This window comes from Actinoplanes xinjiangensis, from assembly GCF_003148685.1.
Lineage (GTDB): Bacteria > Actinomycetota > Actinomycetes > Mycobacteriales > Micromonosporaceae > Actinoplanes > Actinoplanes xinjiangensis.
The window spans coordinates 105,934-132,095 of sequence record NZ_QGGR01000003.1 but is presented as its reverse complement, the minus strand read 5'-3'; the positions used below and the strand labels follow the sequence as shown (position 1 = coordinate 132,095).

Annotated in this window: 18 protein-coding genes and 2 pseudogenes; 15 read left to right on the top strand and 5 right to left on the bottom strand. The window is 71.5% G+C overall.

Annotated features, from left to right (window positions below; genetic code table 11):
* Nucleotides 1-112 precede the first annotated feature (112 nt).
* From rimO to pspM, 6 genes and pseudogenes are all read left to right on the top strand, one after another.
* Entirely contained in the window at nt 113-1,570 is a 1,458-nt protein-coding gene (rimO, locus tag BC793_RS07530) for a 30S ribosomal protein S12 methylthiotransferase RimO (protein WP_109590656.1), read from the top strand.
* Entirely contained in the window at nt 1,567-2,151 is a 585-nt protein-coding gene (gene pgsA / locus BC793_RS07525; protein WP_109590654.1) for a CDP-diacylglycerol--glycerol-3-phosphate 3-phosphatidyltransferase, read from the top strand. The genes rimO and pgsA overlap by 4 nt, the downstream gene beginning before the upstream one ends.
* A 28-nt stretch (nt 2,152-2,179) precedes the next feature.
* On the top strand, nt 2,180-2,671 hold the full coding sequence (locus BC793_RS07520) for a CinA family protein (protein ID WP_109590652.1): 492 nt from the start codon (nt 2,180-2,182) through the stop codon (nt 2,669-2,671).
* Nucleotides 2,672-2,830: 159 nt separating this feature from the next.
* Entirely contained in the window at nt 2,831-3,208 is a 378-nt protein-coding gene (locus BC793_RS07515; RefSeq protein WP_109590650.1) for a helix-turn-helix domain-containing protein, read from the top strand.
* Between the two features lie 402 nt (nt 3,209-3,610).
* Nucleotides 3,611-4,471: a PspA/IM30 family protein gene (locus BC793_RS07510; RefSeq protein ID WP_109590648.1), complete on the top strand. Its 861-nt coding sequence runs from the start codon at nt 3,611-3,613 to the stop codon at nt 4,469-4,471.
* Between the two features lie 30 nt (nt 4,472-4,501).
* A pseudogene (gene pspM / locus BC793_RS07505) lies at nt 4,502-5,242 on the top strand (phage shock envelope stress response protein PspM); the annotation flags it as partial.
* Nucleotides 5,243-5,746: 504 nt separating this feature from the next.
* Here pspM and BC793_RS07500 read toward each other — a convergent pair.
* On the bottom strand, nt 5,747-6,535 hold the full coding sequence (locus BC793_RS07500) for a DNA-formamidopyrimidine glycosylase family protein (protein ID WP_109590646.1): 789 nt from the start codon (nt 6,533-6,535) through the stop codon (nt 5,747-5,749).
* A 209-nt stretch (nt 6,536-6,744) separates the two neighbouring features.
* Here BC793_RS07500 and BC793_RS07495 point away from each other — a divergent pair, with 209 nt between their 5' ends.
* Nucleotides 6,745-7,482, top strand: a complete 738-nt coding sequence (locus tag BC793_RS07495; protein WP_109590644.1) for an N-acetyltransferase — start codon at nt 6,745-6,747, stop codon at nt 7,480-7,482.
* A 271-nt stretch (nt 7,483-7,753) separates the two neighbouring features.
* Here the strand turns inward: BC793_RS07495 and BC793_RS07490 are convergent, their stop codons facing one another.
* Nucleotides 7,754-8,542, bottom strand: coding sequence for an SAM hydrolase/SAM-dependent halogenase family protein (locus BC793_RS07490; protein ID WP_109590642.1), 789 nt, complete (start codon nt 8,540-8,542; stop codon nt 7,754-7,756).
* A gap of 73 nt (nt 8,543-8,615) precedes the next feature.
* On the opposite strand from BC793_RS07490, the gene BC793_RS07485 reads away from it, so the two are divergent.
* Nucleotides 8,616-9,545: an LLM class F420-dependent oxidoreductase gene (locus BC793_RS07485; protein ID WP_109590640.1), complete on the top strand. Its 930-nt coding sequence runs from the start codon at nt 8,616-8,618 to the stop codon at nt 9,543-9,545.
* Nucleotides 9,546-9,885: 340 nt separating this feature from the next.
* On the opposite strand, the gene BC793_RS07480 is transcribed toward BC793_RS07485, so the two are convergent.
* Nucleotides 9,886-14,427, bottom strand: coding sequence for an ATP-dependent helicase (locus BC793_RS07480; protein WP_109590638.1), 4,542 nt, complete (start codon nt 14,425-14,427; stop codon nt 9,886-9,888).
* Between the two features lie 277 nt (nt 14,428-14,704).
* Here BC793_RS07480 and BC793_RS07475 point away from each other — a divergent pair.
* A pseudogene (locus BC793_RS07475) lies at nt 14,705-15,487 on the top strand (serine/threonine-protein kinase); the annotation flags it as partial.
* 1,779 nt (nt 15,488-17,266) lie between these two features.
* On the top strand, nt 17,267-18,166 hold the full coding sequence (locus BC793_RS50175; protein WP_170167209.1) for a hypothetical protein: 900 nt from the start codon (nt 17,267-17,269) through the stop codon (nt 18,164-18,166).
* A gap of 84 nt (nt 18,167-18,250) precedes the next feature.
* Here the strand turns inward: BC793_RS50175 and leuE are convergent, their stop codons facing one another.
* Both leuE and BC793_RS07465 read right to left on the bottom strand, forming a co-directional pair.
* Nucleotides 18,251-18,901: a leucine efflux protein LeuE gene (gene leuE, locus BC793_RS07470; RefSeq protein WP_109590636.1), complete on the bottom strand. Its 651-nt coding sequence runs from the start codon at nt 18,899-18,901 to the stop codon at nt 18,251-18,253.
* Nucleotides 18,902-18,930: 29 nt separating this feature from the next.
* Nucleotides 18,931-20,172 (bottom strand): bifunctional pyridoxamine 5'-phosphate oxidase family protein/GNAT family N-acetyltransferase, encoded by a 1,242-nt coding sequence (locus BC793_RS07465; protein ID WP_109591445.1) that lies wholly within the window; start codon nt 20,170-20,172, stop codon nt 18,931-18,933.
* A gap of 66 nt (nt 20,173-20,238) precedes the next feature.
* On the opposite strand from BC793_RS07465, the gene BC793_RS07460 reads away from it, so the two are divergent.
* The 5 genes from BC793_RS07460 to BC793_RS07440 all read left to right on the top strand — a co-directional run bounded on the left by BC793_RS07460 (nt 20,239) and on the right by BC793_RS07440 (nt 24,613).
* Nucleotides 20,239-21,585 (top strand): aminotransferase class I/II-fold pyridoxal phosphate-dependent enzyme, encoded by a 1,347-nt coding sequence (locus tag BC793_RS07460; protein ID WP_109590634.1) that lies wholly within the window; start codon nt 20,239-20,241, stop codon nt 21,583-21,585.
* A 68-nt stretch (nt 21,586-21,653) separates the two neighbouring features.
* Nucleotides 21,654-22,316 carry a UdgX family uracil-DNA binding protein gene (locus tag BC793_RS07455; protein ID WP_109590632.1) on the top strand — a complete coding sequence of 221 codons (663 nt, stop codon included), beginning with the start codon at nt 21,654-21,656 and terminating at the stop codon, nt 22,314-22,316.
* A gap of 35 nt (nt 22,317-22,351) precedes the next feature.
* Nucleotides 22,352-22,552: a DUF3046 domain-containing protein gene (locus BC793_RS07450; protein WP_109590630.1), complete on the top strand. Its 201-nt coding sequence runs from the start codon at nt 22,352-22,354 to the stop codon at nt 22,550-22,552.
* A gap of 196 nt (nt 22,553-22,748) precedes the next feature.
* On the top strand, nt 22,749-23,798 hold the full coding sequence (recA, locus tag BC793_RS07445; protein WP_109590628.1) for a recombinase RecA: 1,050 nt from the start codon (nt 22,749-22,751) through the stop codon (nt 23,796-23,798).
* Between the two features lie 14 nt (nt 23,799-23,812).
* Nucleotides 23,813-24,613 carry a regulatory protein RecX gene (locus tag BC793_RS07440; RefSeq protein ID WP_109590626.1) on the top strand — a complete coding sequence of 267 codons (801 nt, stop codon included), beginning with the start codon at nt 23,813-23,815 and terminating at the stop codon, nt 24,611-24,613.
* The last annotated feature ends 1,549 nt before the right edge of the window (nt 24,614-26,162 follow it).

Sequence of the window (26,162 nt, the reverse complement as noted above, 5' to 3'; positions counted from 1 at the left end):
AGGGACGATATCCACCCCGCGCCACACTTTCGTACCACCGGGCGAAACGGATGTTTCCGGGACCGGCCGAGCGGAGGAAGGACGTACCGGGGGCGCCCGGTAACCTTGGCGCGTGTCTGGAACTCCTCCCACCCGCCGTGTCGCCCTACTGACTCTGGGCTGCGCCCGTAACGAGGTCGACTCGGAAGAGCTGGCCGCCCGCCTCGACGCCGGCGGCTGGGAGGTCGGCACCGACGCCGAGGGCGCCGACGTGGTCGTCGTCAACACCTGTGGCTTCGTCGAGAAAGCCAAGCAGGATTCGATCGACACCCTGCTCGCGGCGGCCGACACCGGCGCCAAGGTGGTCGCCGCCGGCTGCATGGCCGAGCGGTACGGCAAGGAACTCGCCGACAACCTCCCCGAGGCCAACGCGGTGCTCGGCTTCGACGACTACACCGACATCACCGACCGCCTGGAGAGCGTGCTGCGCGGCGAGAGCCACGTCTCGCACGTCCCACGCGACCGCCGCGAGCTGCTGCCGATCACGCCGGTCGAGCGGCACGCGGCCAAGGTCGTGGTGCCCGGCCACGCCACCGTCGACGAGCACACCCCGGCCCACCTGCGCAAGGTGCTGCGCCGCCGGCTCGACACCGGCCCGGTCGCCTCGCTCAAGCTGGCCAGCGGCTGCGACCGGCGCTGCGCGTTCTGCGCCATCCCGGCCTTCCGCGGCGCGTTCGTCTCCCGCGACCCGCAGGAGCTGCTCGCCGAGGCGGAGTGGCTGGCCCGGTCCGGCGTCCGCGAGCTGGTGCTGGTCAGTGAGAACAGCACGTCCTACGGCAAGGACCTGGGCGACCCGCGCCTGCTGGAGAAACTGCTGCCCCAGCTGGCCGCGGTCGACGGCATCGTCCGGGTCCGGGCCAGCTATCTGCAGCCCGCCGAGACCCGTCCCGGCCTGGTCGAGGCGATCGCCACCACGCCGGGTGTGGCCGCCTACTTCGACCTGTCCTTCCAGCACTCCAGCGAGCCGGTGCTGCGCCGGATGCGGCGGTTCGGCTCCACCGACCGCTTCCTGGAGCTGCTCGACTCGGCGCGCAAGCTGTCCCCGGCGGCGGGCGCCCGGAGCAACTTCATCGTCGGCTTCCCCGGCGAGACCAAGCAGGACGTGGACGAGCTGATCCGCTTCCTCACCGAGGCACGCCTCGACGCCATCGGCGTCTTCGACTACAGCGACGAGGACGGCACCGAGGCCGCCGGCCTGTCCGGCAAGCTGACCGAAGCGACGATCAAGCGGCGGTACGAGAAGGTCGTCGCCCTCGCCGAGGAACTCTGCGCCCAGCGCGCCGAGGACCGGATCGGCGACACCGTCGAGGTGCTGGTCGACACGATCGACGACGGCGAGATCGAGGGCCGTGCCGAGCACCAGGCCCCCGAGGTCGACGGCTCCACCACCCTGGTCGCCGGGGGTGACGGGGTCGACCTGTCGATGCTCCGTCCCGGAGACCTGGTCCGCGCCCGCGTCACCGGCACCGAGGGAGTGGACCTGATCGCGGTGCCGGTGGAGATGATCTCGGCAGCCCCGGTGACCCGGTGACCGACGAGCCGGTGCCCGCGCCCCGCGTGGTGTCGCTCTACAACGCGGCCAACGCGCTGACCGTGGTCCGGATCGTACTGATACCGGTGTTCCTCGTCCTGGTCGTCGTCTCCGAGATGAACGACCCGGACTGGCGGATCGCCGCCTGCCTGGCATTCTGCATCGCCTCGGCGACCGACTTCGCGGACGGCTGGATCGCCCGGCGATGGCATCTGGTCACCTCGTTCGGAAAGGTCGCCGACCCGATCGCCGACAAGGCGCTCACCGGCACCGCCCTGGTCCTGCTCTCCCTCTACGGCCCGCTGTCGTGGTGGGTGACGGTGATCATCCTGATCCGCGAGTGGGGCGTGACCGCCCTCCGCTTCTGGGTCATCCGGTACGGCATCATCCCCGCCTCCCGGGGTGGCAAGCTCAAGACCGGGCTCCAGACCGCGGCGATCGCCTGGTATCTGTGGCCGGTGCCGGAGCCGTTCCATCTGGTCGGTGTCGTGCTGATGGGCGCCGCCCTGGTGGTCACCGTGGTCACCGGCGCCGACTACGTCCTCCAGGCACTCAGACTGCGGCGCGGCGCCCGGCAGTAGGTGGGTTCGACAGCTGGAGGAGAGTTCGATGGAGATGTCCGTGGCGGCCGCTGCGGCGGTGCACGCGCTCGTCGAGCGGCGCGAGACCATGGCGACCGCGGAGTCGCTCACCGGGGGCCTGGTGGCCGCGACCATCGTCGAGATTCCCGGGGTCAGTGCCGTCTACCGGGGTGGCCTGGTGGTGTATGCCACCGACCTCAAGGCGCGCCTCGCCGGTGTGCCCGAGGCGCTATTGGCGGAACGCGGCCCGGTCGACGGTGACGTGGCCACCGCCCTCGCCGAGGGTGTCCGGGAGCGCTGCGGCGCCGACTGGGGTCTGGCCACCACCGGTGTCGCCGGCCCGGAACCGCAGGACGGCAAGCCGGTCGGGCTGGTCTATGTGGCGGTCGCCGGCCGCTCCGGGTCCACCATGCGGGAGCTGAAACTGGACGGAAACCGGGAAGCCGTCCGTACCGAAAGTGTGACGGCCGTCCTGCAATTGCTGACCGACTCTCTCCGTGCCCAACCGGCTCGTCTCTGAGCTGGGAATACTTCCATTGATGTGCCGGTTGTCCGATTCGGTGGCGAGCCGGTCGGTCCGGGAATTCGGCGGGGCGGGATGTCGGCGCGGCGAACGCCAGGTACGGTTGCGGGAAGCCTCCGGCGTCAGCCGGCGGCCCCGCCCGCAGGAGGAGGTGCCATGGTCCTGCTACGCCGCGTTATCGGCGACGCACTTCGTGCGCGCCGGCAGGGGCAGCACCGCACGCTGCGCGAGGTGTCGACCGCCGCAAACGTCAGTCTGGGATATCTGTCCGAGATCGAGCGTGGACAGAAAGAGGCGTCCAGCGAGCTTCTCGCCGCCATCTGTGACGCTCTCGGTGCCCGCCTCTCCGAGTTGCTCAGTGAGGTCAGCAACACGCTCGCCCTCGCGGAGAACATGGAGGGTGTGCTCGTCCCGATCGACGAGAAGGCGTCCAGCGACAGGGATGTGTCTGTCTCGGTGCGCCAGGAGTCGCCGCTGAAGGCGACGCTGCACGCGACCCGCAAACCGAAGCGGGACATCGTCTACGCCGCCTGATCATGAATACGTCTGCGCCGGGCCGCTCCATGGGAGCGGTCCGGTCTGTTTCATGTCCGGCCGGTTCAAACGCCGCGGGTGCGAGCGTGCCCACTTCGTGTGCCGCGGGTGCGTGCGAGGTCGGTTCAAACGCCGCGGGTGCGAGCGTGCCCACTTCGTGTGCCGCGGGTGCGTGCGTGGCCGGTTCATGCGCCGCCGCGGGATCGGGCCCGGCCGCTGAAGGTGTTTCGTGCCTCGCCGGGAAAGGTCAGGGGAGCGTAGCCTCGATGCCAGGGGAGACCCTGAGATCCCCCGGAGGACACGTGACGCGGCTGGCGTCCGGCTGTCACGATGGGTTTCGCGTTACCGGTCGAAACTCCGGTGACGCGTCCGACGGAGCGACATTTGAGGGGACACCACGAGATGGCGAATCCGTTCGTCAAGGGCTGGCATTACGTGATGGCGCTCTTCGGCGCGAAGATCGACGAATACGCCGACCCGAAGGTCCAGATCCAGCAGGCCATCGAGGACGCTCAGCGTCAGCACCAGGCGCTCGTGCAGCAGGCCGCGGCCGTCATCGGCAACCAGCGGCAGCTCGAGATGAAGCTGTCCCGGCAGATGTCCGAGGTCGAGAAGCTTCAGGGCATGGCGCGTCAGGCCCTGGTGCTCGCCGACCGGGCCCGCGCCGCCGGTGACGAGTCCGAGGCGCAGAAGTACGAGCAGACCGCGCAGACCCTGGCCACCCAGCTGGTCGCCGGTGAGCAGTCGATGGAGGACCTCAAGACCCTCCACGACCAGGCTCTCGGTGCCGCCGGTCAGGCCCGTAAAGCGGTCGAGAACAACGCGATGCTCCTCCAGCAGCGCATCGCCGAGCGGTCCCGCCTGCTGAGCCAGCTGGAACAGGCCAAGATGCAGGAGACGGTGGCCAAGTCTCTCGAGTCGATGTCGCAGCTTGCCGCGCCGGGCAACACCCCGTCGCTGGACCAGGTGCGCGACAAGATCGAGCAGCGGTATGCGAATGCCATGGGCCGGGCCGAGCTGGCCTCCAACTCGGTCGAGGGCCGCATGCTGGAGGTGCAGAAGTCCAGTCTGGACCTGGCCGGTGCGTCCCGCCTCGAGCAGATCCGCTCCAGCATGGCCGGCGAGAAGCTGGGCGGCGCAGCCACCCAGCCGGCGGTCGAGCAGCCCGCCACCCCGGCCGCCGACGCGGCGGGTGTGGCCCGGCTCGACGAGATCCGCGCCAGCCTGAACCAGAAGCGCGGCGACACCAGCGCGGCCGGCTGACCGGTCCCGGCAGACACGAGGGGAGCGACGGTGGACGAGCGGGCCAGGTATTTCCGGCGGCTCAAGCGGCTGCGTGGATCAGCGCGGCGGTGGAGCGTGCTGGGCGGGGGCCTGACCGCGGCGGCAGCCGTCCTCACGCCGTACGCGGGGATCGGCCCCGGCGACGCCGGCTGGGCGGCCGCGGCCGGAGCGTCGGCCGTGCTCGCGGTGTGGCGGTGGAAAGACCACCGCGAGCTCGCCGCCACGCCCGCGCCGCCGCCCGCACTCCCCGAGGACAAGCTCAGCAAGGCCCTACAGCGTTTCCCGGCCGGTCAGACGGTGCTGCGGGAGGTCCGCCGCCAGCGCAGCCGGTATGCGTTGCGCGGCTCCGCGATCGCCGACGCGTGGGACCGGCTCGACCGGGCCTCCCAGGCGATGGTCGGGCTCGCCGGCCGGCTCACCGGCGCCGGCGAGACCGCGATGCTCGAAGCGGCCACCGCCGAGCAGTGGCTGCGCGACCTGGGGCAGCGGGTGGCGAGCGTGGAGCGGGCCATCCCGGTCGCACAGCCCGGCCAGCGGGAGGCGCTGACCGAGTCACACGCCGGGCTGGCCGACCAGTTCGCCGAGGGCGTCGCGGCGTATGAGCAGTTGGTCGCCGCCGCCGCGAGTTACGTCGCGGAGGACGGGCACCCGGTCGCCGAGAGCCGCCACCCGGCCTACTTCAGCCTGGTCGACGCGGCCGACCGGCTTCGCGGCATCGCCGAAGGGCTGGCCGAGCTACGGACCACCGAGTTCCGCACCCCGCCGGGGTTCGCGGCCACCAGCCCACCCTCGGCGGCGGCTCCGACCTCATCGTGGTCGCCGTCCCCGTCCGCCTCGTCAGCCGCCTCTTCGCCGTCTGCCTCTTCACCGTCCGGCTCTTCGTCGTCTGCGTCTTCGCCGGTCGCGCCCAAGCAGGCGGAGCCCGAGTTCGGAGAGCTGTCCGAGGCCCGGACCAGCAAGTTGCGGACGCCGCCCGGTTCCCGGTCCAGCGCGACAGGCTGACCGCTGTGACGGCACCGGCCGGCTCCTGGTCCGCCGCGGCGGACCGATCCGTGTCACGGCTCCGGCTGGCTTCCCGGTCCGACATGCGGCGGGGTGACCGGCATTACGGCTCCGGCCGGCTGTTCGGTCCGACATGCGGTGGGTGAGCGCCATTACGGCTCCGGCTGGCTGTTGGGTCCGACATGCGGCGGGGTGACCGGCATCATGGCTCCGGCCGGCTGTCCGGTCCGACATGCGGCGGGGTGAGCGCCGTTACGGCTCCGGCTGGCAGCGCGGGCACCAGTAGGTGACCCGCTCGTCCTGCTCGGCCTTGCGGATCGCCGTGCCGCACCGGCGGCATGGCTGGGCGCGACGGCCGTACACATAGCTGGTCTCGCCCTTGCGCAGCGAACCGGTGGTGGTCTGCGTCCAGCGGCCGCGGTTGGAGGCGACCAGCTTCTGGGCCATCGTGACCGTGCCGGTGAGGTCGGTCACCCCGGCGACCGGGGTCCACGGCCACAGACCGCGCAGAAACAACGTCTCCGCCTTGTACAGATTGCCGACCCCGGCGAGATTGCGCTGGTCCAGCAGTGCCTCGGCGATCGTGGCGGACGGGGCGGCGGAGATGCGCCGAACCGCCTCGGCCGGATCCCAGTCGGCACCCAACAGGTCCGGCCCGAGATGACCGACGAGTGTCTCCTCCTCGGCCGTCGGGACCAGCGTGATCTCGTGCAGGTGGTACCCGACGGCAACGGACCGAGCCGTGCGCAGCACCACCCGGATCAGGTGGGCGGGGCGGCCGGTCCAGCGTTCCCCCGGAGCGTAGGACCGCCAGGCACCGTCCATCCGCAGATGCGAGTGGAGGGTGTGCGGCGGCCGGCCCTCCCGGGTCAGGCGCAGCAGCAGATGCTTGCCACGGCTGGCCGACTCGGCGACCGTCCAGCCGGTCAGGTCGGTGGTGGCCAGGCGGGGCACCCGGAAGTCGGAACCGGTCAACGTCTCCCCGGTCAGCGCCTTCTCCAGCACGCGCGCGGTGTTCCAGACGGTATCCCCTTCCGGCATGCCACCATTCTTCCCCGGTCCGTCCGGTTCACTCCTTCCTGCCCGTCCGCCCGTCCGCCCGTCCGTCCCGCCCTTCCCCGCCGGCCTCCGCCGGCTTCGTGTCGGTCTCCGTCGGCCTTCATGCCCGATTCCAGCCGGGCGGCCGTGACCCGTTCGGGCATGGTGGAAAATCGGGTGACCGGGGGCGAACCGGCTGGGATTCTGCCCGCATGGAACTGGATATCGCCCCCATCGGGGACCGCGCGGAGCTCTACCGGGAACTCGACGGCGGCTGGCCGGTGTTCATGAGCAAGGACCCCACCGGCGGTCTCTACTACCAGCACCTGGACCGTCTGTGGCCGGAGTTCTCGCTGCTGGCTGTCGACCGGGAGACCGGCCGGGCGGTGGCCAAGGCGCATGCGGTGCCGCTCTCCTTCGACGGCGACATCACGGCCGGGTTGCCCGAGGCAGGCTGGGACTGGGCGATCCGCACGGCCGTCCACGACCATCTCAACGGCACCAAACCGACGATGATCTCCGCCCTGGAGATCAACATCCGGTCCGATCTGCGCGGGTCCGGCCTTTCCAGCCTGATGCTCACCGCGATGCGCGACAACGCCGCGCGACACGGTTTCACCGACCTGGTCGCGCCGGTCCGGCCCAGCGGCAAACCCGCTGACATTCAGCAACCCATCGATGAGTACGCCCCCGCGACCCGTCCCGACGGCCTGCCCGTCGACCCGTGGCTGAGAGTGCACGTGCGAGCCGGCGCCACGATCGTCAACGTCGCCCACTACAGCATGACGTACGCCGGAACGCTCGCCGAGTGGCGCTCGTGGACCGGCCTCCCGTTCGACCGGACCGGTCCCGTCGAGGTCCCGGGCGCTCTGTCCCCGATCCACTGCGACGTGGCCCAGGACCACGCCGTCTACGTCGAACCCAACGTCTGGGTTCACCACCGCATGTGACCGGCAGCCCGGATCGGCTCCCGTGCCGCCCACGGCCCCGACGCCCGGCCTCGGGCACACTGCCGGCGGATACAGATCTTGGTGGCCGGCTCGGGCCGCTTTCCTGGAGTGCTCTGTGATCGGGCAGCAGCCTGCGTGGCTTGTCCCGAGTGCTGTTCGTGAGTCAGTGGTGGTAACCGGCTGGTTTCAAGGGCCTCGGCGCGGCGGCTGCGCGCCGCTGCGCCTGAGTGTTGTCCCAGGCCGTCAGATGTCGCTGCGGGGCCCGGCCGGCTCAGCGTGCGGTGATGCGGACGGTGTCGCCGGGGACGACCGAGAGGAGAACGACGGCCCTGCCGTTGTTGACGGCGATCGCGACCCGGTCGGCGGAGTCGGCGAAGACCAGTAGCTCTCCCACGTTCACGTCGGCGAACGTGGTGCCGCGCCGGGCCCGGACACCGCCGTTGATCAGCAGCTCGGAGCCGAGGCCGGAGAGCGCCGAGCCTTCCGCCGCGAGCTGCACGTTGCCGAACCGGTCGACGGTGAGCACCTCCGCCTCGATCCAGCCGTCGCCGATCGTGACGCCCGGGTCGGGAAGCCGGGTCAGGTCGGCCGGGTCCACCGACGGCCCGGCCTCCTGCGGTGCCGCGCCGAGCGCCAGCCGGGCCGCGGCCGGTGCGAAGACGTCGCGCCCGTGGAAGGTGCGGGACACGCTGCCGAGCGTCCAGTCCTTGTTGGCCAGCTCGTGGGCCGCCGTGATGCCGCCGAGCGCCTCGGCCGCCCAGATCAGCAGGCCGTTGTCCGGGCCGACGAGCAGCCCGTTCGGAGTGGTCAGCACTACGCCCCGGCGGGCCGTACCGACACCGGGGTCGACGACCGCGAGATGCACGGAGGCCGGCAGGTGAGGGGCCGTCTGGGCCAGGACGGCCGCACCACGCGCGACATCGGCCGGCGGCACGTGATGAGTGACATCGATCACCCTGACGTCAGGGGCGATGCGGGCGACCGAGCCGTGGCAGGCGGCGACAAAGCCGTCAAACGTGCCGTAATCGGTCGTGAAGCTGATCCATCCATAACCGGCCATGGTGGCCAACGTTACTGCCTGTCGATGATCGATGTGTGGCTGGCGCGCCGGAGCGTCGTGGCAGTGTTGAGCCATGCGTCTCGTGATCTTCACCGAACCCCAGCAGGGCGCCAGCCACGACGATCTCCTGCGGGTCGCCAAGGCCGCCGAGGACGGCGGATACGACGGATTCTTCCGCTCCGACCACTACCTCAGGATGGGCGACGGGCACGGCCTGCCCGGCCCCACCGACGCCTGGATCACGCTGGCCGCCCTGGCCGTGCAGACCTCCCGGATCCGGCTGGGCACGCTCGTCAGCTCGGCCACGTTCCGGCTGCCCGGCCCGCTGGCGATCGCCGTGGCCCAGGTCGACGCGATGAGCGGCGGCCGCGTCGAGTTCGGCCTGGGCGGGGGCTGGTTCGAGAGCGAGCACAGCGCGTACGGCATCCCGTTCCCGCCGGTCGCCGAGCGCTTCGATCGCCTCGAAGAACAGCTGGAGATCATCACCGGTCTGTGGGCCACCCGGGTCGGCTCCACCTACGACTTCGACGGCAAGCACTATCAGGTCGCCGGCTCGCCCGCCCTGCCCAAGCCGGTCCAGTCGCCGCGCGTGCCCGTCATCGTCGGTGGCCACGGCAAGAAGCGCACCCCGTACCTCGCGGCCCGCTACGCCACCGAGTTCAACGTCCCCTTCTCCAAGATCGAGGACATCCCGGCGCAGTACGCCCGTGTCCGCTCCGCTGCCGAAGCCCTCGGCCGCACCGAGCCGCTCGCCTACTCCGCCGCAGCCGTTCTCTGTGTCGGCCGTGACGACGCCGAGGTCAAGCGCCGTGCCGCCGCGATCGGCCGCGAACCCGACGAGATGCGCGCCAACGGCGGCATCGTCGGTACTCCGGCCGAAGCCGTCGAGAGCATCAAGCGGTACGCCGAGGCCGGCGCCTCTCGCCTGTTCCTCCAGGTCCTCGACCTGTCCGACCTCGACCACATCGACCTGGTGGCCGCCGAGGTCGCGCCGAACCTCTGAGCCGGGGCGGCCGACCTTCGGGTCGGCCGCGTCCGGTCCGCGTCCGGTCCGCGTCCGGTCCGCGTCCGGTCCGCGTCCGGTCCGCGTCCGGTCCGCGTCCGGTCCGCGTCCGGTCCGCGTCCGGTCCGCGTCCGGTCCGCGTCCGGTCCGCGTCCGGTCCGCGTCCGGTCCGCGTGAGTTTCAGTTCGCGGTGCCGCGTGTGTTCGGCCTGCGGTGGGTGGAGCCTTCGATCGGCGCTGGTGGCGCTTTCGGTTCGCGGCGGTGTTGGATCCGGTTCGCGGCCGTGTAACTGTCCGGGTTGCGGCGGCTTGGGTCCGGTCTCCTCGGCGGTCGTGGCGGGTCAGGCTCGCAGGCGCAGGCCTCGTGGGGTGGTGCGGAATCCGGCCGCCGTCAGCGCGTCACGCAACGGGGACGTGTGTACCGATTCGCCGTCGGCCCGTTCGACCGAGATCGCGCCGAGTGCACCGGACCGCACCGCTCCGGCGAGGCCGTGCGCCCCGTGGGTGAGCAGCTCCGCATCGTCGGTGAAGGACAGGAGTGTGCGGCCGCCCCGTTCGATGTAGAGCACCAGGTCGCCGCCGGCCAGCACGACGAGGGCGCCCGCTTTCCGGCCGGCTCGATGGCCGGCCTTGGCGACCGGCTCCCCGTCGCCGCTGTCGACGATGCGGTCCGGCCATGGCAGTGCCGCGCCGTAGGGGTTCGCCGGGTCCGTCGCCGCCACCACCACGGCCGGTGGACCGCCGCCGCGCCGCTCCTCGTCCGGCTCGTTGAGCGCCCGCAACCGGTCGACGGCGCCCGGCACCGCGAACTGGGCCGCCCCGAGTCCTTCGACGAAGTAGCCGCGCCGGGCCGCCCCGCGCTCCTCCAGCGCCGCGAGCACCGGATAGACCGCCGCGAACCCGCCGGTCACCCCCTCGGCCACCGCCGCGCCCCGGGTCACCACGCCGTGCCGCTCGAGCAACAGGTCGGCGACGGCGGCCGCCCGGCGGGTCGGGTCGAGATCGCGGTCGGGAAGCCGTGACCAGCGGCCCGCCATGTTCGGCGGCCCACCTCGCACGGGCAGATGTGGTCGTCCGGGCCGCCGGTACCGGGACCGGGCCGGCGCTGCTTTCGCCCGGTGTGCGCCGCTGCCGCCGAGGAGGGCCCGCAGCGGCGCGAACGTGTCATTGGTCAGATGCCCGGCCCACACCAGATCCCACACCGCCGCGGCGAGCTCGGTGTCGTCGGTCGAGCCGACCCGATCGGAGAGCGACCGGAAGAACAGCGCCTGCCCGCCGTCGAGCGCGTCGAGCACCGTCTGGTGCAGTGGGGTGGCCGCGACCTCGTTGTCGGGCGGGGGAAGCAACAGTGGTGCACTCTCCGCGTAGGCCAGCGTCACCCAGCCGTCCCCGCCGGAGATCGACCCGGACCCGGACCACAGCACCTCACCCGACGCGCACAACTCGTCGAGCTGCGGTGCCGCGTAGTCGGCCACCCGGGCGGGCAGCACCAGCCGTTCCCACGCGGACGCCGGCACCGCGACGCCCTGCACCTGCTCGATCGCGGCGGCCAGGGCGTCCACGCCGCGGTTGTTGCCGCCGACCTGCTGCCAGCGGGGCAGGAACGTGGCGAGCACCCGCGGCGGAACCGGCTCGATCTCCCGGCGCAGCGCGGCCAGCGAGCGCCGGCGCAGCATCCGCAGCACCTCGGCGTCGCACCACTCGGTCCCGGCGCCGCCGGGGGAGAACTCGCCGGACGTGACCCGGCCGGTCGCGCTGAGCCGCTTCAGTGCCTGCTCGACCACGAAGACTCCAAGCCCGAACCGCGCCGCGCACGTCGCCGCCGCGAACGGCCCGTGCGTCCGGGCATAGCGGGCGACCAGGTCACCGAGCGGATCGGCGACCGGCTCCAGATAGGCCTCCGGGATGCCGACGGGCAGCGCCACCCCGAGCGCGTCCCGATACCGCCCGGCGTCGTCGATGCCGATCCACCGGTCCTCACCGGCCACCCGCACCCGGACCGCCCGCCGGGCCGCCGCCAGACCGTCCACCCACTCCTCGGGGACACCCCGTACGGCCAGCTCGCTCGCCGACAGGTCGCCGAGGAGCCGGAGCAGCTCGGCCGCGTCCTCGGCGTCGCGAGGGGTGCGCTGAGTGGTGAGCCACTGCAGCTGCGCCTCGGTCTCGGCCACCACCTCCGGGTCGAGGAGTTCTCGCAGATCGACCCGGCCGAGCAGTTCGCCGAGCAGGGTCGAGTCGAGGGCCAGCGCGGCGGCCCTGCGCTCGGCCAGCGGCGCGTCACCCTCGTAGAGGAAGGCGCCCACGTAGCCGAAGAGCAGCGACCGGGCGAACGGCGACGGCCGTGCGGTCTCCGCCTCGACCAGCCGAACCTTGCGGCCGGCGATCTCCCGCATCAGCCCGGTCAGGCCGGGCACGTCGAAGACGTCCTGGAGGCACTCGCGGGCCGCCTCCAGCGTGACCGGGAAGTCGGCGAACTCCCGGGCCACGTCGAGCAACTGGGCCGACCGCTGCCGCTGCTGCCACAGGGGCTGGCGGCGGCGCGGGTCACGGCGGGGCAGCAGCAGCGAGCGGGCGGCGCATTCCCGGAAGCGGGCCGCGAACAGCGCCGACGTGCCGACCGACTCCTCGACCAGTTGCACGATCTCCTCCGGGTCGAAGGCGATCAGGTCGGCGCCGGGTGGCTCGTCGGCGGTGTCCGGCAGGCGCACCACGATGCCGTCGTCGGAGGGCATCACCTGGCCGTCCACCCCATACCGTTCGGAGAGCCGGCGGGCGATCGCCAGCGCCCAGGGCGCGTTGACCTTGGCACCCAGTACACAGTGCACGGTCATCCGCCAGTCACCCAGCTCGTCGCGGAACCGCTCGACCACGACGGTCCGGTCGTCCGGCAGATGCCGGGTCGACTCGCGCTGCTCCCGCAGGTAGGCCACCAGGTTGGCGGCCGCCCACTCGTCCAGCCCCGACTCGCGCAGCGCGGCGGTCGCCGCCTCGTCACCGGCCTTGACCAGCCCGCGCAGCCGCGCCCCGATCGCCCGGCCCAGCTCGATCGGGCGGCCGGGGGAGTCACCCTTCCAGAACGGCATCCGGGCCGGCGCGCCCGGAGCGGGGGAGACCAGCACCCGGTCGGGGGTGATGTCCTCGATCCGCCAGGACGTCGAGCCGAGCAGGAAGACGTCACCCACGCGCGACTCGTAGACCATCTCCTCGTCGAGCTCGCCCACCCGCGAGGCACGCTCGGAACCGGCCAGGAACACGCCGAACGTGCCACGGTCGGGAATCGTGCCGCCGCTGGTCACGGCGAGGCGCTGCGCGCCCGGACGGCCGGTGAGCACGTCGGTGGCCCGGTCCCAGACCAGACGGGGGCGCAACTCGGCGAACGCGGTGGACGGATAGCGCCCGGACAGCATGTCCAGCACGGCGTGCAGCGCCGACGACGGCAGCTCGGCGAACGGCGCGGCCCGCCGGACCAGCGTCGCGAGGTCGTCGACCTGCCACTCGTCCAGCGCGGTCATCGCGACGATCTGCTGGGCCAGCACGTCGAGTGGGTTGCGGGGGCAGCGCAGCTCCTCGATGGCGCCCGCACCCATCCGCTCCGCCACGACGGCACAGGACAGCAGGTCACCGCGATGCTTCGGGAACACCACGCCCCGCGAGACCGCGCCCACCTGGTGCCCGGCGCGGCCGATGCGCTGCAACCCGGCCGCGACCGACGGCGGCGCCTCGATCTGCACCACCAGATCGACCGCACCCATGTCGATGCCCAGCTCCAGGCTCGACGTCGCCACCACGGCCGGCAGCTGCCCGGATTTCAGCGCCTCCTCGATCTGCTTGCGCTCCTCCCGGGAGACGCTGCCGTGGTGGGCGCGGGCCACGACCGGTGGCGCACCGCGGGTGCCACCGGCCTGCGCCATGACCTCCGCCGGCATCCGGGAACCGACGGGAACCTGCACCGACTCCGGATCGGCGCGCTCGGCGGCCAGCTCGTTGAGGCGGGCGCAGAGCCGCTCGGAGCCGCGCCGCGAATTGGTGAACACGATGGTCGAACGGTGCGCCTCGATCAGATCGAGGACCCGCTCCTCGACGGCCGGCCAGATCGACGGCGTGTGCCGCCCGGCGCCCGGATCGTCCTGATCGGGATCGGGCGCCTCGTCGAGACGGGTCATGTCCTCCACCGGGACCTCGACCGTCACCTCGATCGTCTTGGCGCTGGGTGGCTGCACGATCTCGACATCCTGCGCGCCACCGAGGAACCGCGCGGTCTCGTCGATCGGCCGCACGGTCGCGGACAGACCGATCCGCTGGGCCGGGCGCTCCAGCAGCGCGTCCAGCCGCTCCAGGGAGAGCGCCAGATGTGCGCCCCGCTTCGTCGCCGCGACCGCGTGCACCTCGTCGATGATCACCGTCTGGACTCCGCGCAGCGAATCGCGGGCGGCCGACGTGAGCAGCAGGAACAGCGACTCGGGCGTGGTGATCAGAATGTCCGGCGGCGTCCGCGCGAACCCGCGCCGCTCCTCGGCCGGGGTGTCCCCGGTGCGCATGCCGACGGTGATTTCGGGTGGCGGCAGGCCGAGCCGCCCGGCCGCCTGCCGGATCCCGGTCAGCGGTGCGCGCAGGTTGCGCTCCACGTCGACGGCCAGCGCCTTCAGAGGGCTGATGTAGAGCACCCGGCACCGCTGCCGGGCCTGCTCGGGAACCGGCTCACGGGACAACCGGTCCAGCGACCAGAGGAAGGCCGCAAGCGTCTTGCCGGACCCGGTCGGCGCGACCACCAGGGCGTTGCGCCCCGCGCCGACCGCCCGCCACGCCCCGGCCTGAGCGGCGGTGGGCGCGGCGAAGGCGGCCGTGAACCACTCCCGGGTGGCCGGTCCGAACCTCTCCAGCACGTCTCGCACGCCTCACATCCTGCCTCGGGGGTACGACAGAAACCGGGGCGCCGGCGCGCCTCCGGCGAGAAACTTCCCGGTTCGGCCGGTTCGATCACCTTTCGCTTCATCCAGCGGTACGCCGTGAGCACCTCTTGCGCGACCACGGAGCCGGTTCACCCGTACCCCCTCGACGGTTTTGTGGGTCTCGAGGTTCTGAGCGGTGACCGGGTGATCGTGATTCCTTGGGCGGTCTGTGCCGGATTATCCTGATGCCCGACGTGATGGGTGGGTGCCGATGACGGTCAGGCAGATGCTCGTCGCCGGCCGGTACCGTCTCGTGGAACCGGTCGGCGCGGGGGGAATGGGCCGGGTCTGGCTGGCCCGCGACGAGATGCTGCACCGCGACGTGGCCGTCAAGGAGATCGTGCCACCCGGCTGGATGTCCGATGTTGAACAGCATCGGATGCACGAGCGGACTCTGCGGGAGGCACGCAGCGCCGCCCGCCTCAACCATCCGCACGTGGTCCGGATCTACGACGTGGTGCACACCGAGGGCCAGTCCTGGATCGTCATGGAGTACGTGCCGTCTCGTTCGCTCTACCAGGTGCTGGACGAGGACGGACCGTATGAGCCGGCGGTCGCCGCACGCATCGGCCTGGCTCTGCTCGATGCGCTCGACGCCGCACACCGGGCCGGCGTCCTGCACCGTGACGTGAAGCCGCACAACGTCCTCATCGGCACCGACGGCCGCGTGGTTCTGACCGATTTTGGTCTCGCCACGTTCGTCGATGACGGCGGGGTGACCGCGCCGGGGCTGATCGTCGGCTCCCCGCAGTACGTCTCGCCGGAGCGTGCGCGCACCGGCGCCTCCACCGTCGAATCCGATCTGTGGTCGCTGGGCGCCACCCTGTACGCGGCCGTCGAAGGCCACTCGCCGTACGCCCGCGAGACCGCGATGGCGACCCTCGCCGCCCTCGCCACCGATCCCCCCGACCCGCCCGCCCGCGCCGGGCCGCTCGCCGCGGTCCTGGACGGCCTGCTCCGGTACGAGCCCGCCGCCCGTCTCACCGTTCCCGAGGTCGAACGCCGGCTCCGCATGATCGTTTTCAGCGATCCTCGGGAGATTCCGTTCCTGCCCACCCGGCGCGGTTCCCGGCCCGGTGCCGCGCGGTCCGGTGCCGTGCGGCCCGGTGGCATGTCCTCGCCTGGTCTCGCCCGTCCTTCGGGGCCGGTCCCGGTCTCCGGTGGTCCAGAGGCGGCCGGGATGGTGGCAGGGGCTTCGGCGTCAGGGGGTGCCGCGAGGGGCGAGCCGGTCCGGCCTGTCGGGCCTCATCGGGGGACGGCGGCCGTGATCGGGCGCCCTACCCCGCAGCCCGTTCCGCAGCCGCAGCCCGTTCCACCGCTACCGCCGCAGTCGCGGCCCGTTCCTCCGCCGCCGCAGCCACGACCCGTTCCGCAGCCGTACCCCGTTGCACCGCCACCGCCGCAGTCGCGGCCCGTTCCGCCGCCGCCGCAGCCACGACCCGTTCCGCAGCCGCATCCCGTTGCACCGCCACCGCCGCAGCCCGTTCCGCAGCCGCAGCCTGCTCCCCAGCAGCGGACACCGCCGTCCTCGCCGACTCGGCCTCTTGGAGACGTCCCGTCCTCGCCGATGCGGCCTCCGGTGTCGCCTTTCGTGCCTGAAGTGCCTTCTGCCGCCGAGCCCCGTGGCGAGCGCCCCTCAGGGCGGCCCGCACCTGAGGGGGATCCTCTGCGCTCGTCTTCAGAAGCCAAATCCGATGTGGACAGCCTCACGCTGATGGAATCGCAGCCCGTCCCCGCTCCACAGCCCGGCAGTGACGTACCAGACACCTCGGGTCGAATCCGGGAGCCGGAGCGAGCCTCGGATGCGGGTATGGATTCCCCCGAATCGCCCTCACCTCGACCGGTACCGACCGTGCGCCGACCCGCCCCCAAGCCTGGACCGGTTCGTGGCCTGTCGACCGCGCCGCCGCGACAACGCCGCGCCGAGCCGACCTCGAAGTCCGAAACTGATCTGGTGATGCCACGCCCGGCGTCACCCTCCCACGTCGCCGAACGCCCACCGAGTTCGGATGGGCCGCCCTCGAGGACTGCTACGACCATCGCCGGCGGCCACGCCGAGGAGCCGGCGGCCGGAGCCAGTAGTCCGGAGCCGGATGTCGGCCGCGGCGAGCAGGCAACGGTCGCAGCCAGTGGTCCGGAGCCGGATGTCGGCTGCGGCGAGCAGGCAACGGTCACAACCGGTGGTCCGGAGCCGCAAGTCGGCCAAGCCCGAAAATCCGACCAGGCGGCGGCCGTTGTTCAGGGACTCGAGGCCGGTCCCGAATCGGCCGATACCCAGGACCCCGGTGCGGGTTCGGTTCCGGCGCCTCGCCGGAGTCCCGAAGCGGGCCATACGCCGAGTGTCGGCCGTGGCGCAGAAGACGGCCCCGAGTCGCCGGTGAGCCGGGATTCCCACACTCCCGGCCCGATGGCGACGACCGCCGCCACTGCGGGTCCGATGTGGGTTGCAGGGCGGGGTTCCGGTGCGGATCCGATGCCGGTGACCGGTCGGGGTTCCGGTGCGGACCCGGTGTCGGTGACCGGCCGAGGTTCCGGTGCCGGGCCAGGGTCGGCTGTCGAGCGCCGATCCGACGTGACCGCTATTGATCGGCAGCCCGAATTCGACCGCGGAACTCCGGCCGAGCGTGTGCACCAGGCCGACCGGGACACCGTCGATCCACTCCCGGGCCCGCAGGCGGACCCGGTTTCGGATCGGTCGGCTCGGCCGCCCGGCCAGGCTCTGGTCCCGGTCCGCCTCGTCACCGCCTCGGCCGGTCCTCGGCCACGGCGCCGGATGTTCCCCGACTCGGTACGCGTCACGCCCGCTCGGCTGGCTCTCACCGGCGTGGTCGTCCTACTTCTCCTCGGCGGCAGCCTGCTCGCCGGCTACGTGGCCGAGCTGACCGGTGCCCGCCCGCGGGTCTTCGTCCCGTCACCGTTGTCCACCGAAACCGCCCAGGAGCGTTCGACGAACTCGGCGTCCGATCCCGTCCCGAACTCTCCGCCGTTCGGCCCGGTAGGTGGCTCGCCGTCGACCGGCGTCCCCGGATCCCCGGAGACGCCGGCGGGCCCGCCCGATCCGAACGGTGGAGAGTCCGCGGGTTCACTGGGCCCGGCTCCCGCCTCATCGGATCCACAGACGACCTCCTCGGCGGCGTCCGCATTCTCACCGTCCCTCTGTGACTCGCCGCCACCCGACGGCCTGCCCGTCACCCCGCTGGACGGTTCGGCCCGCGGAGTGAACGGCTGGAACCTCCAGGCCGGATGGTCGTACTTCACCGACGGCTCCGGCTTCCACATCGCAGTGCCGAACGGTTGGACCCACCAGCGCATCGGCACCACCCACTGCTTCCGGGGCCCGCGCAACGGCAGGACGATCACCCTGGACGCCGCCCGTGACCCCGCTGCGGACCCGCTGGCGGAGGCCCGTGCCGAGGAGAGTCGCCTCGCGACCTCGGGCGCCCTGCCCGGTTACACGCTCGTCGGGGTCGGTCAGGTGCCGCTGTTGCTCAAGGCCGCCGACTGGGAGTACCGCTACCGTTCCGCGAGCGGATCGGCCCGGCACGCCGTGTTCCGGTGGTTCGTCATGGGCGGCCGGGCATACGCACTCGGCTGGGCCACCGCGGAGAAGTCCTGGAGCGCCGACCTCGCCGAAGTCCAGATGATCCGCAGCACGTTCTACACGATCCGCTAGACGCCGTTATCGCCAGCCGGCCACCGGGGTCCGGTCGATGACCGACCTTCTGTGGCCGGCGTCTCGGTTCGGCCGGCGCGGGGCTCAACCCACGCTGGCGGTGGCCAGCTTGATGCCGAACCCCACGAACAGAGCACCGACCGCGGTCGTCGCCCCGGTCGCGAGACGACGACGCTGCTGGAACTGTCCAGCGAGGTATCGGCCTCCGAAGATCAGCGCGGACAGGTAGAGCGCGCTGAAGAACTGCACCACCGCCCCGAGGATCAGGAACGACAGGGCGGGGTGGGCGTAACCGGGCTCGACGAACTGGATGAAGAACGAGACGAAGAACAGGATCGCCTTCGGGTTGAGCAGGCTGATCACGGCGGCCCGGCGGAACGGGCGCTGAAGCTCGGCCGGTGGCTCCTCGGCGGCGGCGGTGATCTCCGCGCGGTTGCGCCAGTTACCCCAGGCGTTCCGGATGATGTTGAGGCCGACCCAGCCGAGGTACGCGGCGCCCGCGTACTTGAGAACGAGGAACAGGGGTGGGTAGGTGCTCAGCAGTGACGCGACCCCGGTCGCGGAGAGGATCATCAGCACCGCGTCGCCGAGGAAGACCCCTGCGGCCGCCTGATAGCCGGCGCGGACGCCCCGCTGGGCGCCCACCGACAGCACGAAGATCGAGTTGGGCCCCGGCAGCAGGATGATCGCGACCACGCCGAGCACGTAGGTCCAGAAATCGGTGATGCCCAGCATCGGTCAGCCTCTCTCGATCAGGGCGGTGCTCATCCGGCCGCAAGCCGGTCGCGGAGACGCTGAGCGGCGGCGGGCCACTCGTCCACGGTCATCGCGAACAGTACGGTGTCGCGCCAGCTGCCGTCGGGTCGCCTGCGCTGGCGCCGGATCACCCCGTCACGGCTGGCTCCCAGACGGGCGATGGCCTGCTGGGAGCGTTCGTTGCGAACGTCGGTGTACCAGAACACCCGCTCGGCGCCGAGCACGTCGAACGCCCGCTCGAGGAGCAGCAGTTTCGCCTCGGTGTTGACGCCCGTCCGCCACCACTTCCGGCCGACCATGGTGTGCCCGATGCCGACGGCCCGCAGGGTGGTGTCGATGTCGTGATAGGTGGTCATCCCGATCACCGCCCCGGTCGCCGGGTCGATCTGAGCCCATCCGGCCCGCTGGCCGAGCCACTGGCCGCGCAGCACATTCAAGATGTCCCCGGTGCGCAGCTCCTCCGGCGTCCGTGGCCGCGGAAACGGGATGTGCCGCCAGACCTCCTCGTCGTCGAGCGCCTCGAACAGGCCTTCCGCATGGCCGGGAGTGAGTGGCTCCAGCCGCACGTGCCGGCCCTCCAGCACGACCGGGGTCTGCCACTGCGACGGATGGCCGGGCAGGTAACCGGGTGGCGCGGCGGCGACACCCGGATCGGTCTCCGGCGGTCCGGCGACCGTCCGCAGCGGGAGCACACCGGCCCAGTGCGGGAGAGCCAGATCCTCCGGGTCGTCGCCGACACCGCCGGAGCGGGCGCGGACGGACACCTCGGCCAGTGGCAGCGCGAGAACGGTGGTCTGGGCCAGCTCCTGACGGGTGGGTGGGCGGCTGTCCGTGGACCGGCCGGGGCCCACCTTGTCGGCCAGCGCGGACAGCACGCGGAGCTTCTCGTCGGCGTCGGTGACCGGCCGGGCGGTCCCGAGAGCGACCACCGACCGGTAGTTGGCGCTGTGGTTGAACTGGGAGCGCGCGTAGACCAGCCCGTCGAGGATGGTGACGGTCACACACACCGGCACGCCGTCGCCCCGGGCCGCCAGGCCGAGACGCGCACCGGTGGACCCGTGCAGATAGAGCGTGTCGTCGATACGGACGTGCAGATGGGGCAGGACGCGGGGCTCGCCGTCCACCACGAAGCCGACCGAGCAGTCGAAGGCCTCGTCGAGGACCGCGTGCGCCGCCTCCCGCTCGTAGTGCATCCGCTTGCGGGTGCGGGTGGCCGTCGTGCGGGGCGTGGGAGCGTAGAGGTCGGTCATCGGGGCCTCCCCGGGATGTTCTCGGTCCTGTTGCATCAGGGCCTGTACTAGTACACAATCGAATCTGTGGCAGAACAGTATCAGGTCAGTGGAGACAGCGCCGCCGAGATTTCCGCCAGCATCGAGACGGGCGTCGTCCAGGGCCTCTGGGTGGCCGGCTCGGCCCTTCCCTCGGTGCGGGTTCTCGCCGGCAGCCTGCACGTCAGCCCGGCGACGGTCGCCAAGGCGTACCAGGAGCTGCGGCAGCGCGGAGTGATCGAGACCGAGGGCCGCCGCGGCACCCGCGTCCGCTCCCGGCCGGCGGTCGCCGTGCGGCGTTCCGGCCTGCACACGCCGGTCCCGCCCGGCCTGCGCGATCTCTCCACCGGCGAGCCCGACGTGCGATTGCTGCCCTCGCTCGCGCCGGCTCTGGCCGCCGCGGCGGCCATGCAGAGCCCCCCTCAGGGGTACGCGTCCGCCGTCACCATGCCGGAGCTGGCGGACGCCGCGCGCCCTCGTCTCCTCGCCGAGGGGATCCCGGTCTCCGGGGCTGAGATCGTGGTCACCTCGGGAGCTCTCGACTCGATCGAGCGCGCGTTCAACGCCCACCTGCGACCAGGCGACACCGTCGCGATCGAGGATCCGGGCTGGGCCGCTCTCATCGATCTCCTGGCGGCGCTCGGCCTGCGGGCCGTCCCGGTCGCCGTCGACGAGCACGGTCCCGACCCGGCCTCCCTGGCGACGGCGCTGCGTTCCGGGGCCCGTGCCGTCGTCGTCACGGTCCGCGCGCAGAACCCGACCGGGGCGGCGGTGAGCGCCGGTCGCGCCGAGGAGTTGCGCGGGCTGTTGAGCGGGCATCCGGGAGTGCTGGTGGTGGAGGACGATCACGCCGCCGAGCTGGCCGAGAGCGAGCCGCACTGCATCGGCCCGGTGACCGGCTCGTGGGCGTTCGTGCGGTCCGCCTCCAAGCCGTTCGGCCCCGACCTGCGCATCGCCGTTCTGGCCGGCGACGAGACGACCGTCGCCCGGGTGTCCGGCCGGATGCGGATCGGCATGGGCTGGGTCTCCACCGTTCTCCAGCGGATGCTGCTGTGGCTGTGGCGTGATCCAGAGGTGACCGCGCTGGTGGCCCGGGCCGCCGAGACCTACGGCGATCGCCGTCGGGCCCTGCTCGACGCGCTCCGGGCCGAGGGCGTGATGGCGAGCGGCGACACCGGCATCAACGTCTGGGTGCCGGTGCCCGACGAGACCCATGCCGTCGCGGCACTGCGCGACCGTGGCTACGCGGTCGCTCCGGGGGCACTCTTCCGGGTGAGTTCGCCGCCCGGGATCCGCATCACGATCAGCACGCTGGATCCGGCGGAGGTGTCGGAGCTGGCCCAGGCGGTGGCATCGGCGATCCACCCGGCCGGTCTGTTCCCCCCGATGCGATGAGCAACCGGCGTCCTCCGGGAGGGGGGTCCGGGCGGAATGTTGTCGGGGGGTGGGGGTAGAACGGTGCCATGCCATCGACCCGGGACCCCGTCGGGGCGCAGCAATGGGTGCCGCCACACCCGCGGAGCATCGACGAGCTGAAGTCGGCCGCGGCGGACTGTCACGGCTGCGAGCTCCATGAGAACGCGACCCAGACGGTCTTCGGTCGTGGAGCGCCGCACGCGAAGATCGTCTTCGTCGGCGAGCAGCCCGGTGACGTCGAGGACCGGCACGGGCTGCCGTTCGTCGGTCCCGCGGGCCGCCTGCTCCGGGAGGCGGTGGACGACGCCGGCATCGACCCGGCTGAGCTCTACATCACCAATTCGGTGAAACATTTCCGCTTCGAGTTGCGAGGCAGCCGGCGGATCCACCAGACCCCGGGGCCGGGGCACATCGAGGCGTGCCGGCCCTGGCTGGTGGCGGAGTTCTCGCTGCTCAAGCCCAAGCTGGTGGTCATCCTCGGCGCGTCCGCCGGTAAGGCCCTGCTCGGACCGGACTTCCGGGTGACCCGGTCGCGCGGCCGGCTGCTGCCGTGGCCCGGGTCGGCCCAGCATCCGGAGGACTTCCCGATCGCGGAGATCCAGGCGCTGGCCACGATCCATCCGTCGGCGGTGCTGCGGGCCGACGATCGCGAGACGGCGTACCGGGGGCTCGTCGACGATCTGCGGGTGGCTGCGGCGGCGGTCGCCTGAGGTGCGGTGGAGCCGCCTCTGGGTACCCTTCTCCGGTGCGGTTGACAGACTTCTGGGAACGCTTGGAGCAGAGCTTCGGCTCCGCCTACGCGCATAGTTTCGCGGCTGATCACTCCTTCACGGAGCTCGGCGGGCGGACCATCGACGAGGCCATTGCTCACGGTGTCGAGACCGCTACCATCTGGCGTGCCGTGGTGGCCGCGTACCCCGATCGGGTGCCGTCCCGGCTGCGCTGAGCTGCTTTTAGTACGCCTGTTCTGGCGTGTCACTCGATCGTCGTACAGGTGTTCGGCTATTGTCCACAGCGGCTCGGTCATCCACAGCACACGACAGGGCGGAGGATTTTTGTCGTACCCCTCGCCTAACGTGTCGACCGTGGTGAACAAGAGCACGTCGACGAAGAGCATGAAGTCGAATACAGGGGTGGCGGGAATGGCGGCAGGACCTGATCGGGAGAAAGCGCTCGAGCTAGCGCTGGCACAGATCGACAAGCAGTTCGGCAAGGGCTCGGTGATGCGGCTCGGAGAGCGGCCGGTCGTGCAGACCGCCGTCATCCCGACCAGCTCCATCGCTCTCGACGTGGCCCTCGGGGTCGGCGGTCTGCCGCGCGGCCGGGTCATCGAGATCTACGGGCCGGAGTCCAGCGGTAAGACCACGGTCGCCCTGCACGCGGTGGCCAACGCGCAGAAGGCCGGCGGCATCGCGGCGTTCATCGACGCCGAGCACGCCCTCGACCCCGACTATGCGCGGGCCCTCGGTGTCGACACCGACGCCCTCCTCATCTCGCAGCCGGACACCGGTGAGCAGGCTCTGGAGATCGCGGACATGCTGATCCGCTCCGGCGCGCTCGACATCATCGTCATCGACTCGGTGGCGGCACTCGTGCCGCGTGCCGAGATCGAGGGTGAGATGGGCGACAGTCACGTCGGTCTCCAGGCCCGTCTGATGAGCCAGGCGTTGCGGAAGATCACCGGCATCCTGAGCAACTCCGGCACCACCGCGATCTTCATCAACCAGCTCCGCGAGAAGATCGGCGTCATGTTCGGCTCGCCTGAGACCACGACCGGTGGCCGCGCGCTGAAGTTCTACTCGTCGGTCCGGCTCGACGTCCGGCGTATCGAGAGCCTGAAGGACGGCACCGACGTCATCGGTAACCGGACCAGGGTCAAGGTCGTCAAGAACAAGGTCGCCGCTCCGTTCAAGCAGGCCGAGTTCGACATCATGTATGGCAAGGGCATCTCCCGCGAGGGCTCGCTCATCGATGTAGGTGTCGAGCAGAACATCATCCGGAAGTCGGGCGCCTGGTACACCTACGACGGTGACCAGCTCGGTCAGGGCAAGGAGAAGGCCCGGGAGTTCCTCAAGGAGAACCCGGACGTCGCCGCCGAGATCGAGAAGAAGATCCTGGAGAAGCTCGGTGTCGGCCAGGCCGGCGCCGGCGATGCCGCCGGTGGTCCTGAGCTGCCGCCGGTCGACTTCTGATCCGGTAGATCGCGATGGCCGGACGGCGCGGCGCACGGTCCGGGCGGGGATGGGATGCCATTCCGCCCCGGACCGGCGCCGGCACGACAGCGGGCGATGACGCGGACGGGCCGCGACGTTCCACGGGGCGTCGCGGCCGCCGCGGCGCCCCGGACCCGGGAGCGTTCGCCGACCCCGACGTTCCGGCGGACGGTGACACTTTCCCGGCGGGCCGGGGGAACGTCTCGGCGGGCCGTGACGGCTTCTCGGTGGGCCGGGAGGCACGTGCGGAGCCACCGCGCAGTGAGTCCGAGGTCGCCCGGGAGATCTGCCTGCGTCAGCTGGCCGTCCGCCCGAGGACCCGGGCCGAGCTGACGAAGGTGCTGCTCCGCAAGGAGATCTCCGAAGAGGTGATCGCCGAGGTCCTCGACCGCTACGACGAGGTCGGGATCATTGACGACGCGGCCTTCGCGCGGGCCTGGGTCTCCAGCCGGCACCACGGTCGTGGACTGGCCCGCCGGGCGCTCGCCAACGAGTTGCGGCAGCGTGGGGTCGACGCGGAGACCGCAGGCGAGGCGCTGGAGGTGGTCGACGACGAGGCCGAGGCCGAAGCGGCGCGTGCTCTGGTCGACCGGAAACTCCGCAGCACGAGGGGAACGCCCGACGCGATCTTCCGCCGGCTCGTCGCGATGCTCGCCCGAAAGGGCTACCCGGCGGGCATCGCCATCCGCGCGGTCAAGGACGCACTCGCCGCCCGGGATGCCGAAGCCGCCGAGTTCGTCGACGCCATCGACGCGGATGCCCTTGCCGACGGGGTCGACGACCTCCAGGCCTGAAACCTCCGCGGCACCCCGGCGCCTTCCGGCGGTGTCGCCCGGTACATGCCGATCGAGGGCGGGCCGGTCAGGGGACGGGATGGCCCGGGAGGGTCCGAGTCGTGGGCGCGGGCAGCGGTGTTACTCACGGAGCCGAGCCGTTGCGGCGGTGGCCAGGGCTTTCGCCGATATAGTCCTGATGTGAGGATCGCTCCTCTGGTGACCGTTCAGCCCGATATCACGCGATGACTTCGAGGTTGTGGTGGCTGACACGTTCCGTCACTTCGGGTCGTTGTCACGCTCCGTGTCGTGCGCTTCGGCGCCGACGTCGGCGGCGATAATGGCTACGGCCGAGGAGGGAAGGGCGTGATCGCGTGGTACGTCTGGAAATGTCCCGTGGGATCGTGAGCTGGGCGTAAGCATCTCTGTGCCGTACGTCCTATCCGCTGCCGAATCATGAGTCCTTGACCGAAGCGGTGCTCGCGACCTAGCCTCGCGTTACACAAGGTTTGTTCGACCATCGTATGCAACAGGCACAACATAGATCGCATTACATTACGGCATCACTTGGGCGGTTTTAGCTCGATGGGTGCCTCCGTCGGCCGCTGACCGCGCGGCAGACGGAGCGACATACCGGCGGTCAACCCCACAACTCCACACACTCCTGATTCGAGCGTCCGGTGGGCGGCTCGCTGGTGGGCCTTTTGATGCCGGCCGGGGGAACGGATGGGGTCTCGGGCGACGATGTTCGCTCGAGACATCGTCGTATCCCACGGACGGTAACGATGGACCCCCTCCGGTGGGACGGCCGCGGTGGCGAGGCTACGCAGGGAAATGCTGCACGGATGGGCGCACGGTGATCATCCGATGCGGCCGTCGTCCCTGAGCCGGAGGACCGAGGACGCCGGACGCCATGTGCGAACGGCGCCCGGAGACCCGACGGAAGCCGGACCACCGAGCCTGACAACCGGAGCCGACCGAAACCGAGCCTTCGATGGCCCGGCCGATGCCGCGCATGCTCGACCCGGGCCGTAAGCCCGAGTCGGCCGAGCCACCGGCACCGGGATGGGCAACCGACGGCCGGCGAGGGTGGCAGGCGATGACCGTGCAACGGTTCCCCCGCAGGCATCGGACCAGCCGGCTGAAGAGGCCGGCGGAACCGGCGCAGGCGGGACCGACGGCAGACAGGAAGCCGGCCGACAAGCGGCCGGCTGACGAGAAGCCGCCAGCCGCAGCCGTCGATACCCGACGGCAGACGTAGGCAGCCGAACCCGACGGAATGGAAAGCCGACGAAACGCCGACAGGCCAGGGCGAACGGGCCCGAAGGTCGGCGCCGACGGACGAAGCCGAACGGTTCCGGGTGCCGGGTCAGCGCCGACGGACAAGGCGAACGGACGAAGCCGCTGAAGGCCGGCCCGCAGGCGAAAGCCGACGGATCGGCAGGCAGACGTAGGCCGGGCAGCGGACGGAAGCCAGGCGGACCGAAGCCGTTCGGACGGAGACTGGAAGCTCGGGGTAGCCGAAGGCGGAGCGCGTGATGCCCGGGGCCCGGTGCCGCCCGCGGTCAGC